Origin of the sequence: Xanthomonas hortorum (assembly GCF_024339125.1) — a bacterium.
Lineage (GTDB): Bacteria > Pseudomonadota > Gammaproteobacteria > Xanthomonadales > Xanthomonadaceae > Xanthomonas > Xanthomonas hortorum.
The window spans coordinates 3,603,969-3,615,634 of record NZ_CP101417.1; the positions used below are offsets into that span (position 1 = coordinate 3,603,969).

14 protein-coding genes are annotated in these 11,666 nt (G+C 64.9%); 3 read left to right on the forward strand and 11 right to left on the reverse strand.

What is annotated here, in order from left to right:
- Positions 1-21: 21 nt before the first annotated feature.
- From NMB96_RS15525 to NMB96_RS15550, 6 genes are all read right to left on the reverse strand, one after another.
- The gene (locus tag NMB96_RS15525; RefSeq protein ID WP_255085210.1) at positions 22-693 is read right to left on the reverse strand and encodes a YoaK family protein; all 672 of its coding nucleotides are present in this window, start codon (positions 691-693) and stop codon (positions 22-24) included.
- 6 nt (positions 694-699) lie between these two features.
- Entirely contained in the window at positions 700-1,182 is a 483-nt protein-coding gene (locus NMB96_RS15530; protein WP_255085211.1) for a hypothetical protein, read from the reverse strand.
- Positions 1,182-2,579: a PhoH family protein gene (locus NMB96_RS15535; RefSeq protein ID WP_006453286.1), complete on the reverse strand. Its 1,398-nt coding sequence runs from the start codon at positions 2,577-2,579 to the stop codon at positions 1,182-1,184. Before NMB96_RS15535 ends, NMB96_RS15530 begins: the two co-directional genes overlap by 1 nt.
- An 82-nt stretch (positions 2,580-2,661) precedes the next feature.
- On the reverse strand, positions 2,662-3,144 hold the full coding sequence (locus NMB96_RS15540) for a peroxiredoxin (RefSeq protein WP_229009506.1): 483 nt from the start codon (positions 3,142-3,144) through the stop codon (positions 2,662-2,664).
- A gap of 37 nt (positions 3,145-3,181) precedes the next feature.
- Positions 3,182-3,532, reverse strand: coding sequence for a ribonuclease E inhibitor RraB (locus tag NMB96_RS15545; protein WP_023903765.1), 351 nt, complete (start codon positions 3,530-3,532; stop codon positions 3,182-3,184).
- A 13-nt stretch (positions 3,533-3,545) separates the two neighbouring features.
- Positions 3,546-4,172 (reverse strand): glycine cleavage system transcriptional repressor, encoded by a 627-nt coding sequence (locus NMB96_RS15550; protein ID WP_023903766.1) that lies wholly within the window; start codon positions 4,170-4,172, stop codon positions 3,546-3,548.
- A gap of 93 nt (positions 4,173-4,265) precedes the next feature.
- On the opposite strand from NMB96_RS15550, the gene dapA reads away from it, so the two are divergent.
- Positions 4,266-5,174, forward strand: coding sequence for a 4-hydroxy-tetrahydrodipicolinate synthase (gene dapA, locus NMB96_RS15555; protein WP_255085213.1), 909 nt, complete (start codon positions 4,266-4,268; stop codon positions 5,172-5,174).
- A gap of 16 nt (positions 5,175-5,190) precedes the next feature.
- Positions 5,191-5,706 (forward strand): hypothetical protein, encoded by a 516-nt coding sequence (locus NMB96_RS15560; protein ID WP_023903768.1) that lies wholly within the window; start codon positions 5,191-5,193, stop codon positions 5,704-5,706.
- Positions 5,707-5,831: 125 nt separating this feature from the next.
- On the opposite strand, the gene fdxA is transcribed toward NMB96_RS15560, so the two are convergent.
- The 5 genes from fdxA to NMB96_RS15585 form a co-directional block, all read right to left on the reverse strand.
- Complete coding sequence (fdxA, locus tag NMB96_RS15565) at positions 5,832-6,155, reverse strand: ferredoxin FdxA (protein ID WP_006453280.1); 324 nt, start codon at positions 6,153-6,155, stop codon at positions 5,832-5,834.
- A gap of 327 nt (positions 6,156-6,482) precedes the next feature.
- On the reverse strand, positions 6,483-7,427 hold the full coding sequence (locus NMB96_RS15570) for a 2-dehydro-3-deoxygalactonokinase (protein WP_023903769.1): 945 nt from the start codon (positions 7,425-7,427) through the stop codon (positions 6,483-6,485).
- Complete coding sequence (locus NMB96_RS15575; protein ID WP_023903770.1) at positions 7,424-8,341, reverse strand: SMP-30/gluconolactonase/LRE family protein; 918 nt, start codon at positions 8,339-8,341, stop codon at positions 7,424-7,426. Before NMB96_RS15575 ends, NMB96_RS15570 begins: the two co-directional genes overlap by 4 nt.
- On the reverse strand, positions 8,335-9,483 hold the full coding sequence (dgoD, locus tag NMB96_RS15580; protein WP_023903771.1) for a galactonate dehydratase: 1,149 nt from the start codon (positions 9,481-9,483) through the stop codon (positions 8,335-8,337). Before dgoD ends, NMB96_RS15575 begins: the two co-directional genes overlap by 7 nt.
- The gene (locus NMB96_RS15585) at positions 9,480-10,112 is read right to left on the reverse strand and encodes a 2-dehydro-3-deoxy-6-phosphogalactonate aldolase (protein ID WP_043889173.1); all 633 of its coding nucleotides are present in this window, start codon (positions 10,110-10,112) and stop codon (positions 9,480-9,482) included. The genes dgoD and NMB96_RS15585 overlap by 4 nt, the downstream gene beginning before the upstream one ends.
- Before the next feature lie 414 nt (positions 10,113-10,526).
- Between NMB96_RS15585 and NMB96_RS15590 the strand changes: the two genes are divergently transcribed.
- Positions 10,527-11,498 (forward strand): LysR family transcriptional regulator, encoded by a 972-nt coding sequence (locus NMB96_RS15590; protein ID WP_043889174.1) that lies wholly within the window; start codon positions 10,527-10,529, stop codon positions 11,496-11,498.
- Positions 11,499-11,666: the final 168 nt, after the last annotated feature.

Genomic DNA, 11,666 nt, shown 5'->3' on the forward strand with positions numbered 1-11,666 from the left:
GCTGTCGGTTGGATGTGCGGGTCATCGCGCGCGCCAGCGACGCCATTGCAGGTAGGCAACGTAGCCGGCACCGGTCAATCCGGTGAGGCCGGCTGGCAGATAGAGCGCGTCGTAGTGCCAGCGCTGGAACAGCCAGGTGCCGAGGATGCTGCCGCCGAGAAAACCGCTGATGATCAGCCCGCTCAGCGTGAGCCGGCGCAGTTGCAGCGGGCGTCCGCGCAGCAGGTGCCCCAGACCGATGCCCAGGTCGGTGAACATGCCGCTCAGATGCGTGGTCCGGACCGCTGCGCCGCTGAGGGTGGTGGCCATGGCGTTCTGCAGGCCGCAGGCGCCTGCGGCGACCAGTACGCCGCCGATGTGATGCAGCTTGAACAGCGGAATCGCGGCCAGCAACAGCAGCGCTTCGAGCAGCAGTGCCGCGCCGTAGCGCTGTCCAAGCCGCAGGACATCGTCCTGGATGATCAGGCCGCTGAGCATGGCGCCTGCGCAGAAGGCGATCAGAATGCCCCAAAGAAAGCCGATCTCCGGCCCGGTGCTTTGTATCAGGGCAACGCCGAGCAGGCTGGTGGTGCCGGTGAGGTGGCTGACCACCTGATGTTCGGAGCCCAGGTAGCCGACCACGTTGACCATGCCCGCCACACCCGACAATGCCACCGCGCCAATCCAGACCCAGCGCGGCAGCAGGATTCCCATGTCGGGTCAGGGGGTACCGTTGACGGCGATCTGCGAAAACGCGCCGGTTTGCGGGTCGTACAGCGCGCCCCAGAAGGCACTGCCGCCGTCGCACACCCGGATCGCCTCTTTGGCCGGTTTCACTGGCGGATCGTTCGGCAGCTTGAAGGCATTGATGTAGATCAGCTGCTGACCCTGGATCACCACGCCCACATATTGACGGTCGAAATCGCGGGGCTCGGGGATGGTCGGCGTCAATGCATCCTGCCTGGATTCGAGCTGTTCGATCTGTTGCTGGCTCGGCGTCCAATAGCCGGTGATCTGGCCCGGATGACGCGCCGGGCTGTCGCGCGAGCAGGTGTCCAGCACCTGCTCGGCAATGCCCTGGCGCGTGATGACCCACGACTGCCCGCTCTTGATGTTGGTGGGCACGCTGGCCGGCGGCGGCGTGGTTGCGCAGCCGGCCAGTGCAATCAGTGCGAACGCCGCAGCGCCGCGCAGCGGATGCATCACAGCACCTCCGAGGCGAAGTCGGCCAGGCGCGAGCGCTCGCCGCGACGCAGCGTGATATGCGCGCTATGCGGCCAGGCCTTGAAGCGATCCACCGCGTAGGTCAGGCCCGAGGTGGTCTCGGTGAGGTAGGGCGTGTCGATCTGTTCGACGTTGCCCAGACACACGATCTTGGTGCCGGGGCCGGCGCGGGTGATCAGCGTCTTCATCTGCTTGGGAGTGAGGTTCTGTGCCTCGTCCAGAATCAGATAGCGCGACAGGAAGGTGCGCCCGCGCATGAAGTTCATCGAGCGGATCTTGATGCGGCTGGCGAGCAGATCGTTGGTTGCCGCACGCCCCCAGGCACCGCCTTCCTGATTGTGCGTGAGCACTTCCAGGTTGTCGGTCAGTGCGCCCATCCATGGGGTCATCTTTTCCTCTTCGGTGCCGGGCAAAAAACCGATGTCTTCGCCCACGCTCACAGTGGCGCGGGTCATGATGATTTCGCGATAACGCTGCTGATCCATCGTCTGCGCCAGGCCGGCAGCCAGCGCCAGCAGGGTCTTGCCGGTGCCGGCGGTGCCGAGCAGGGTGACGAAATCGATCTCCGGATCCATCAACGCGTTGAGCGCGAAATTCTGCTCGCGGTTGCGCGCCACGATGCCCCACACCGCGTGCGGGCTGGTGCGGAAATCGTCCACCAGGCACAACGTGGCCTTGCCGCCGCCGATCCTGGCCACGCGCAGTTCCACTTCGTCCTCGCCCGGCAGATACAGGTACTGGTTGTGATGCCAGTCTTCGTCGTCGGCCAGCACGATTTCGTAATGGGTGCGGCCACGCTCGTTCCAGCTGCGCAGATCTTCATTGTGCTTCTGCCAAAAGTCTTCCGGCAGCTCGACAGCGCCGGTGAACAGCAGGCTGAAATCGTCCAGCGCGCGATCGTTCTGATAGTCCTCTGCATTCAGGCCGCTGATGTAGGCCTTGATGCGCAGGTTGATGTCCTTGGACACCAGAATGACCGGCACGTCCGGGTTTTCTTCGCACAGCGCCAGCACCGATGCCAGGATCTTGTTGTCCGGAATCATCTCGCCGAAGGTGCGGCCCGGATCGATCGGGTGGATCTGGAAATACAGCCGGCCGATCGCGGCCTGGCCCTTGAGCTGGATACCCTGCGGGTGGCTGAGCAGGATGCCAGTCTTGATCTGCTCGGCGTTGGTGTTCTCCAGCAGTTCGTCCAGGAAGCGACTGACCTGGCGCGCATTGCGGCTGACTTCGGAAGTGCCCTTCTTGGCGTTGTCGAGTTCCTCGATCACCTGCATCGGCAGGAACACATCGTGTTCCTCGAATTTGAACAGCGCGGTGGGATCGTGCATCAGCACGTTGGTGTCCAGCACGTAGATGCGCTTGCCTCGGGTCATTGGGTCTTCCAAGTGATGGAGCAGGGGCGAGCCATCACGCCTGCAGGCGCAGGGTGATGGAGGACACGGGAAACGAGGGGTGTCACTGTTTGGCGTGCGCCTTCAACGCAGCCAGCACGGCGTCGGCATGGCCGGCGACCTTGACCTTGCGCCAGGCCTGCACCACATGCCCCTCGGGCGACAGCAGAAAGGTGCTGCGCTCGATGCCGAGCACCTGCTTGCCGTACATGTTTTTTTCCTTGATCACGTCGAAGGCGCGGCACAAGGCCTCGTCGCCATCGCTGATCAGCGGAAAGGTGAATCCCTGCTTGGCGCAGAAATTGTCGTGCGACTTCACCGAGTCGCGCGAGACGCCCAGGATCACTGCGCCAGCCTGTGTGAACTGCGGCAGCAGCGCGTTGAAATCCAGGCCTTCGGTGGTGCAGCCGGGCGTGCTGTCTTTCGGATAGAAGTACAGCACCACCCATTTGCCGGCGTAGCCGCGCAAGCTGGTGTGGATGCCGCCGGACAGCGCCAGCGGCAGGTCGAAGGTTGCAGCGGGTAAATCAAAGACAGCGTCGGTCATCGTTGCTCAGCCCAAAGTGGAGGGGCGTGCGGCTCGGTCATGCCGGGCCGACGTCCATCCCATCATAAGCAGCCACATGGAAACGTTTGGCAAGCGCGTCGAACTCCGCATTGCGCTGATTCAGCGACTCGATGGTGTGCTGTTCCAGCTTGTCCACATGCAGGAAATACGATTCTTCGTCGTCGCCATCGTCTTCGTCGCGTTCGCCGAGGAAGATGTCGATGACGCGATAGCCGTCCGTGGTCAGTTGCTCGGCGAGTTTTTGCAGCGGTTGCTGCGCCGGGTCGGCGAAGAAATATTCCCAGCGCAACGGACCGTCGAGATTCCAGTCGGTCTCGGAGCGGATGTGATCGAACATCTGTTTCAGCGCGGATAGGGCGATGGCCATCGGAACGTCTGCCTTAAAACTTCATCGGGTCCATGATCGCGTCGAGATTGAGGTGATCACAGAATTCCAGAAAATCATCGCGCAATGCGGCGATGTGCATGTTGGCCGGCACCCCGATCGTCACCTGCGCAGAAAACATCTCCGCGCCGGTCTGCATGGCGCGATAGCGCGTGCTCTGCAGGTTCTCGATGGTGATGCCCTGGCGGTCGAAGAAATCGGCCAGCTGGAACAGGATGCCCGGCTTGTCGGCAGCGATGACTTCGACGATGTAGGGCAGCAGGTTGGACTGGGTCTGCTTGGGGCCGGTGCGGTACCAGACCAGCTTGAGGCCTTCCTCGCGTTCGAGCCGGGTCAGCATCGCCTCGAGCTTGGCGACCGAATCCCAGGAGCCGGTGGCCAGTGCGGTGACCGAGACATCGCGCCCCACCGTGGCCAGGCGGGCGTCCACGAGATTGCAGCCGCTGTCGGCGATGCGGCGGGTGACGGGCAACAGGGGGGACTCCGGATGCGTCGTGTAGGCGTTGATCAGGAGGTGATTTTCGGTCGGCGAGGGCCGGGGTGTGGTGTCGGTCAAAGGGGGTTCCGGCATTGCATCAGGCTGAATGGCCGCCCGGGCAGGCGCCCTGGCGATGACCAGCATACTTGCCCGTGGTTTCGCGCCGCAAGTAACATGCAGGCGGCCACAACCCGCGTGCGCGCGGGCCTTTTCCTGTCACGTAAGAGCAGCTGAATCTTGTCCCTTTCCGGCATCATCACCGCGCTGGCGACCCCTTTCGGTCCGGATGGCGCACTCGACCTGGATGCCTGGCGGCGGCTGCTGGAGCAGCAGCTGCATGGCGGCGTGCAGGGAATCGTGGTTGCCGGCTCCACCGGCGAAGCCGCTGCATTGAGCGACGAGGAGTACGACACGCTGTTGCGTGCTGCCGTTGCGCAGGTCGCCGGCCGGGTGCCTGTGCTGGCCGGTACCGGGCTGTCGGGCACCGCCAAGACCATTGCGCAGACACGTCGCGCCGCTGCCTTGGGCGCGCAGTACGCGCTGGTGGTGACGCCGCCGTACGTGCGTCCGACCCAGTCCGGCTTGCAAGCGCACTTTCTGGCGGTCGCCGACAACGGCGGGCTGCCGGTGGTGCTGTACAACGTGCCGGGCCGCACCGGTTGCGATCTGTTGCCGGAGACGGTTGCCGAGCTGGTCGGGCATCCGAATATCATCGGCATCAAGGAAGCGCGTAGCGAACCCGAGCGCATTGCCGCGCTGCTTGCGTTGCGCAGCGATACCTTTGTGGTGCTCAGTGGCGACGATGGCAGTGCCGCGCATGCGATGCTGTCGGGCGCCGATGGGCTGATTTCGGTGGCGTCCAACGCGTTGCCGTCGGCATATCGGCGGTTGTGCGATCTGGCCCGCGACGGTCAGCATGACGCCGCACTCGCCTGGGACGCGCGCCTGAGCGAGTACCACAGCTTCTGCGGTATCGAATCCAATCCCATCCCGGTCAAGGCGCTGCTGCAGCGGGCCGGGATCGGGCACGGCCTGCGTTTGCCGTTACTTCCCCTTTCTGCGGCGCACCAGCCTGCTGCCGACCGCCTTGCCGCCGACGCTGTTGCGTTGGAAGCGCTTTCCAGCCGCGAAATGCTCGCGGCCTGACCCAGGAGATCTATCGATGCGTCATTCCGTTTCCCCCGTCCGCGTGCTCTCGCTCGCGTTGCTGGCGACCGCCACCGTCGCCGCCACGAGCGGTTGCAGCTGGTTCCACAAGGGCGCGCGCGGCGACTACGCGCTGGCGCCGGAGGCCCGTCCGCTGGAAGTGCCGCCGGACCTGAACCTGCCCGACACCTCGGGTGCGATGAAGGTGCCGACGCTGGCATCGACCACCCAGCAGACCACCTCGGCCCCTTCGGCAAGCGCCAACAGCGGCTTCACCGTGCCTGGCGAGCGCGATGAGGTGTTTGCCAAGGTGGGCGCGGCACTGGCCGATATCCCGGGCCTGACCATCGCCAGCAAGGCGCAGATGCTCGGTTCCTACGACGTGACCTACGAAGGCGCCAGCTTCCTGGTGCGCGTGGTCAAGACCGACGCCGGCAGCTACGTGTCGGCCGTGGACCCGCGTGGCATGCCGGCAACGTTGGCGGCACCGGTGTCGCTGATTGCTGCGTTGAAGGGCAAGTTGGGCGGCTGAGTCTGGTAGTTGCCAGTGTCAGATAGCGAAACGGGCGCTTTGGGCGCCCGTTTTGCGTTTCAGTACCGTGTTTTGCTGCGGTGATGCGGTTTCGCACATTCCCGACTGGATAGCGAAACGCTGTGTCAGCGCTGCAGCAGCGGCAACTTGTTCGGCTTGCCGTCCCATTCGGCGGCATCGGGCAACGGCTCCTGGCGCACGGTCAGGACGGGCCACGCCTTGGCGAGCTCGGCGTTAAGCGCGACGAAGCCTTCCTGGCCTGCTGGCACGTCGTCTTCCGGGTAGATCGCGTTGGCCGGGCATTCGGGCTCGCACAGGGTGCAGTCGATGCACTCGTCCGGGTCGATGACCAGAAAGTTCGGGCCGACATGGAAGCAATCCACCGGGCAGACCTCGACGCAGTCGGTGTATTTGCACTTGATGCAGTTTTCGGTGACAACAAAAGGCATGGTGGAATCCGGCGTTTAGCCTGCCAATTCTAAAGCAGTCGGGTGCTGGGTGTGGGGGTGCTGGGGATTTTGGTTTTCTGCGTTGGGGTTGATTCCTTATCCCATCGGGAGAAGGTGCCCCGCAGGGGCGGATGAGGGTACGGGCGAAGCCTCGGGTTACCCACCATTCGTAGCGGCTTCGCCCCCGTACCCTCACCCCAACCCCTCTCCCGCAGGAGAGGGGCTTTATTTCCCTACTCGAGGGTTCGGCATGACGAACGCGTCGCCACGCGCCAGCCGAAGTAAATCAACGGCCGGCCGCTTGATCAGATCAACTCACGCTGCGTATCAAGCCAACCCGCGCTGCCTGGCCAGCGCGAACAACCCCGTAGCAGCCAGATCTTCCGGATGCAGCTGGGTTTTGACACCCAAATGCGCCAGCGCCAGTGCATAGCGCTGCGCAAGGGCGGGGCTGCCGACCAAGTGGACGGTGCCGTGGTCACCGCGGTGGTCGCGCAGTTCGTGGCCGATCAGCAGGCCCGAGAGGTAGGACGGCAGTGCGGTGGCGGTGAGGCGGTCGAACAACCCCAACGTGCGGGCGCCGAACAGATGATGGCTGAGGCCGCCGGGTTCGCCACTGCGATCGACACCTTGCAGGAACGCGTCGCTGTCGAGTTCGGCGTGATCGTCCTGCATCAACTTGCCGAGGATGCTGTGCTGGCGCAGTACGGCGTACAGCTCGCCGGTCATGACGGTGGCGAAACCGGTCAGCTGGCCATTGGCGATCTGCGCCCATTTACTGTGTGTGCCGGGCAGGCAGGCGACGTGTTCGCCGTCGCCGAGTGCGGCGATCAGGCCGACCAGTTGGGTTTCTTCGCCGCGCATGACGTCGGGCACGCTATGCCGTGCGCTGGCGCTCAGATCCGGCGTGCTGCGCCGTTCGCCAGTGCTCGCCTCAGGCACGCCGTGCTGTTCGCCGGTACTCACGCCTGGCACGAACCACAGTGTGCGTCCGGGCAGCAGGTCGTCGTAGCCGCGCATTGCCTGCGCAAGCGCGGCGGTGTCGGCAGGGCAGGGTAGATAGGCCTGTTCAACCCAGCCGTTGCGGCTGCCGATCATGCCCGAGAGCAGAACCGGGCCGGCCCAGCCGTCGATCAGCGCGCTCAACACTTCGGCAAAGCGGCCCTGGCAGGCCAGGATGCCGTCGCTGCCGCGGCGTTGCTCCAGCACGCTGCCGTTGGCATCGAGCAGATACCCGCGCAGGCTGCTGGTGCCCCAGTCGATGGCGATCATGCGCTGGCCACCCGGCTCTCGGGCAGGCCGTTGATCGGCAGGTCGCAGAGGTACAGGCCGCCGGCTTCCGGCGTGCGGGCAAGTTCTTCGGCGCTGTGGTCCAGGCGTGAGCTGATCACATGCAGACGATCCAGCGCGGCGCCGCCGAAGGCGCTGCAGGTGGGGTGCTTGACCGGTAGCTGCACGATGCGCTCGACGCTGCCGTCGGGGCGGTAGCGCACCACGCGCCAGGCGCGCCACTGCGCATTCCAGAGATGACCCTCGCTGTCGATGATGGAGCCATCCGGCTCGGCATCGTCGCGATCCAGTGTGGCGAACACGCGCGTATTGCTGGTCTGCGCGCTGTCGGCGTCGTAGTCGCAGCACAGGATCTGCGGGCGTACCGAGTCGCAGTAATACAGGGTGCGGCCATCGGGGCTGAAGCAGATCGAGTTGGGGATCGACACGCCCGGCAGCGGCAAGGCGCGCAGACCGTGACGCAGCGAGAACTGATATATCGCGCCGCGCGCGGCCTTGTCGTCGTGCTCGTCCATGGTGCCGAACACGAAGTTGCCGTTGCGATCGGCGCGGCCATCGTTGCTGCGCGTGAGCGGATTGTCGGCTTCGACATCGGCGAGCTTTTCCAGCGGCAGCGCATCGCCCTCTCCGTCGGCGTTGTCCGGGTCGGCGATGCAGATCGCTTTGGCCAGCGCGATCAGCACGCGGCCGTCGTCCATCAAGCCGATGCAGCCCGGCCGATCGGGCAGCGTCCAGTAGCGCGTATGCGCGCTTTGCGGGTGATGGCGCCACAGGCGTTTTTCGCTGATGTCGACCCAGCACAGCGCCTGGCGCTGCTCGCACCAAAGCACGCCTTCGCCATGCGTGCAGCGGCTGTCGACCGCCAACACGGCAGTGTGTTCGATCGTGCTCACCATTCGGCGATGCTGCCATCGCTGTGACGCCACACCGGGTTGCGCCAATCGGGCGGATTTTCGTTTGCGCGCTTGAGCATCTCTTCGTTGATCTCCACACCGAGCCCGGGCTTGGGCAGGGCGGCGATACTGCCATCCACACACTGAAAATCGTCTTTATTGATGACGTAATCGAGCAGGTCGGCGCCTTCGTTGTAATGGATGCCGATGCTCTGTTCCTGCAGCACCGCGTTGTGCGAAACGAAGTCCACGTGCAGGCAGGCGGCGAGCGCGATCGGGCCGAGCGGGCAGTGCGGGGCGAAGCCGACGTCGTAGGCTTCGGCCATCGCGGCGATCTTGACGCATTCGGTGATGCCGCCGGCATGCGAGAGATCCGGCTGCACCATGCCGATACCACCGGCGCACAGCACGTTCTTGAATTCGAAGCGCGAGAACATGCGCTCGCCGGCAGCCAGCGGAATCGAGGTGCTTGCGGCCAGGCGCGGGTAATACTCGGCCTGTTCGGCCAGTACCGGTTCTTCCACGAACAACGGCTTGAACGGTTCGAGCTCGCGCAGCAGCGCCTTGGCCATCGGCGCGCCGACGCGGCCGTGGAAGTCGATGCCGAAGTCGATGGTGTTGCCGAAGGCTTCGCGGATTTCGGCGACCTTGACCACGGCGGCATCGACGGCGCGCGCGCTGTCGATCAGCTTCATTTCTTCGGTGCCGTTGAACTTGAAGGTGTCAAAGCCCAGCGCGCGGTAGTCGGTGATCTGCTGGATGATGGCGCCGGGGCGGTCGCCGCCGACCCAGCGATAAGTCTTCATGCGGTCGCGCACCAGCCCGCCCAGCAGCTCGTACACCGGCACGCCCAGCGCCTTGCCCTTGATGTCCCACAAGGCCTGGTCGATACCGGCGATGGCGCTCATCAGGATGGCGCCGCCGCGATAGAAACCGGCGCGGTACATGGTCTGCCACAGGTCGTTGATGCGCGCCGGATCCTTGCCGACGACGTAGCCGGCCAGTTCGTGCACGGCCGCTTCCACCGAGCGTGCGCGGCCTTCGATGACCGGCTCGCCCCAGCCGGTGATGCCCTCGTCGGTCTCGACCTTGAGGAACAGCCAGCGCGGGGCGGCGTGGTAGGTGGTAAGGCGGGTGATCTTCATCCTTGCAGTTCCTGGTAGGCCTGCACGAAGGCGCGTGCATGCGTCTGGGTCGTTTCGAGCGATTGCGCGGGTTTGTACAGTTCGCCACCGATGCCGGCACCGGCAGCGCCCTGCGCGAGGAAGCCGGCCAGGGTCTGCGGGCTGACGCCGCCGACCACGTAGACCGGAATGTGCTTGGGCAGCACCGAGCGCAGCGCGCGTACGTGTGCGGCGCCATACGTCGCGGCCGGGAATAGCTTGAGGATGGTGGCGCCGGCGTCGATGGCGTCGAACGCCTCGCTGGCGGTGGCGAAGCCTGCCACCACGGTGAGGCCGCGCGAGACCGCATGGCGGATCAGCGACGGACGCGTATTCGGGGTGACGATGAAGCGCGAACCGATCTCGGCCAGGGTGTCGACGTCTTCGTTGCGCAGTACGGTGCCGGCACCGATCCAGGCGCGCTCGCCGTAGGTCTGCTGGGCCAGCGCGATGCTCTCGGCCCAGCGCGGCGAATTGAGCGGGATTTCGATCGCGTCGAAACCGGCATCGATCAGCGCGCCGACATGGTCGAGCGTTTCTTCCGGCGTGATGCCACGCAGGATGGCGATCAGCGGCAGGGCGAACAGGCTGGCAGTGGTGTCTGAGGTCATCGGGTTACTCGCGATAGAGCGGAAAGCGGCCGTCGGCGACCAGATGGCCGGCAACGTCGGGGGAGCTTGCGCAACTGCGTGCTGCAACGTGGTCTGCAGGCGCACGGTGAAAGATCAGGAACATGGGGGCGGGCAGGGCGCCGCGACGCAATGACGGGCCGATTGCAGCAATTGCGTGCGCACTCCAACAGCCTGCAATGGGCTGGCAAGATGCCGTCATCGTCGTCCACCTCCGCAGTCATGGCATGCGTGTTGCCACCTTGTGGAAGATGGGTCACGTCTGTTCTGGCCGCGCCCGGGAGGTCGGGGCTCCTGCTGCGGCGTTCGATAGCCTCGCGCGGGGAGATATGTGCTGCAAATGAAATTTTCGGCATATTCTATTCCTCCTACGAATACACCTTCGCGGCGACCTCCATGGCAAATTCCGGTACTCCCTGGTTCAACGCAGCCCGGCTGAAGACGCGTCAGCTCTTGTTGCTGCTGCATTTGCACGAACAACGCTCGGTGCTACGTGCGGCCGAGGCTGCCAGCATGACCCAGCCGGCAGCCTCCAAGCTACTGGCGGAAATGGAGGACATGCTGGGGGTGAAGTTGTTCGAGCGGCATGCGCGCGGGGTCGAGCCGACTTGGTACGGCCATGTGCTGATCCGGCGCGCGCGCGCGGCGATGTCGGAGATCGGGCGGGCGCAGGAAGAGATCGCTGCACTGCGTGCCGGGCGCATGGGCCAGGCCTCGATCGGCACCGTGGTCAATCCGGGGACCAATCTGGTGCCGCAGGCGATTGCCGAGGTCAAACGCGAGTTCCCGGACATCCTGGTGCGGGTGGAAATGGACTACAGCCGCCCGCTGGTGGCCAAGTTGCTGGATGGCCAGCTGGACATCGTAATCGGCCGCATCCTGGGGCCGGAGGGCGTGGGCGAGCTGGAGTTCGAGCCGCTGGCCGACGAGCCGCATTCGGTGATCGCACGTGCCGGCCACCCGCTGGCCAGTCGCGCCGGTCTGCAGCATGCCGATCTGGTGCGCTATGGCTGGATCCTGCCGCCGGCCGACAGCGTGCTGCGCGCGCGGCTGGATTCGATGTTCATGGAGCACGGCGTGCAGACGCCGACCAATGCGATCGAGACCTCGTCCTTGCCGGTCACCTCGACCCTGCTGCGCGGCACCGACATGTTGACCGCCTTGCCGGTGGAATCGGTGGCGGCGCTGATCCAGGCCAAGCTGCTGACCGTGCTGCCGATCGAACTGGGGGTACGGATGGAGTCGTTCGGCATCATCCGCCGGCGCGATTACATCCTGCCGCCGGGTGCCGAGCGCATTTTGCAGGCGCTACGCACCACCGCGCGCCGTTTGTATCCGGCTTTGCGCGGTCCGGAATCCCTTGGCTAAGCGGGCTCTGCCATTTCTATTCCGCCAGGGAATAGTGGTTCGTGATTTTTTCATTGGTTGACGCTAGATCACGCGCCTATATCTGTGAGCCAGATCGCACGCTGAAGCGCACGTGAAGTCGGGCAGGTGATCGGCGGCCAAGCCGCCATGCAGTGGGAGGGTGGACCC

Excerpts from the sequence above, each read along its gene's own strand:
- NMB96_RS15525 (WP_255085210.1), bottom strand. The coding sequence starts at position 693 with ATGGGAATCCTGCTGCCGCGCTGGGTCTGGATTGGCGCGGTGGCATTG.
- NMB96_RS15530 (WP_255085211.1), bottom strand. The coding sequence starts at position 1,182 with ATGCATCCGCTGCGCGGCGCTGCGGCGTTCGCACTGATTGCACTGGCC.
- NMB96_RS15535 (WP_006453286.1), bottom strand. The coding sequence starts at position 2,579 with ATGACCCGAGGCAAGCGCATCTACGTGCTGGACACCAACGTGCTGATG.
- NMB96_RS15540 (WP_229009506.1), bottom strand. The coding sequence starts at position 3,144 with ATGACCGACGCTGTCTTTGATTTACCCGCTGCAACCTTCGACCTGCCG.
- NMB96_RS15545 (WP_023903765.1), bottom strand. The coding sequence starts at position 3,532 with ATGGCCATCGCCCTATCCGCGCTGAAACAGATGTTCGATCACATCCGC.
- NMB96_RS15550 (WP_023903766.1), bottom strand. The coding sequence starts at position 4,172 with ATGCTGGTCATCGCCAGGGCGCCTGCCCGGGCGGCCATTCAGCCTGAT.
- NMB96_RS15560 (WP_023903768.1), top strand. The coding sequence starts at position 5,191 with ATGCGTCATTCCGTTTCCCCCGTCCGCGTGCTCTCGCTCGCGTTGCTG.
- fdxA (WP_006453280.1), bottom strand. The coding sequence starts at position 6,155 with ATGCCTTTTGTTGTCACCGAAAACTGCATCAAGTGCAAATACACCGAC.
- NMB96_RS15570 (WP_023903769.1), bottom strand. The coding sequence starts at position 7,427 with ATGATCGCCATCGACTGGGGCACCAGCAGCCTGCGCGGGTATCTGCTC.
- NMB96_RS15575 (WP_023903770.1), bottom strand. The coding sequence starts at position 8,341 with ATGGTGAGCACGATCGAACACACTGCCGTGTTGGCGGTCGACAGCCGC.
- dgoD (WP_023903771.1), bottom strand. The coding sequence starts at position 9,483 with ATGAAGATCACCCGCCTTACCACCTACCACGCCGCCCCGCGCTGGCTG.
- NMB96_RS15585 (WP_043889173.1), bottom strand. The coding sequence starts at position 10,112 with ATGACCTCAGACACCACTGCCAGCCTGTTCGCCCTGCCGCTGATCGCC.
- NMB96_RS15590 (WP_043889174.1), top strand. The coding sequence starts at position 10,527 with ATGGCAAATTCCGGTACTCCCTGGTTCAACGCAGCCCGGCTGAAGACG.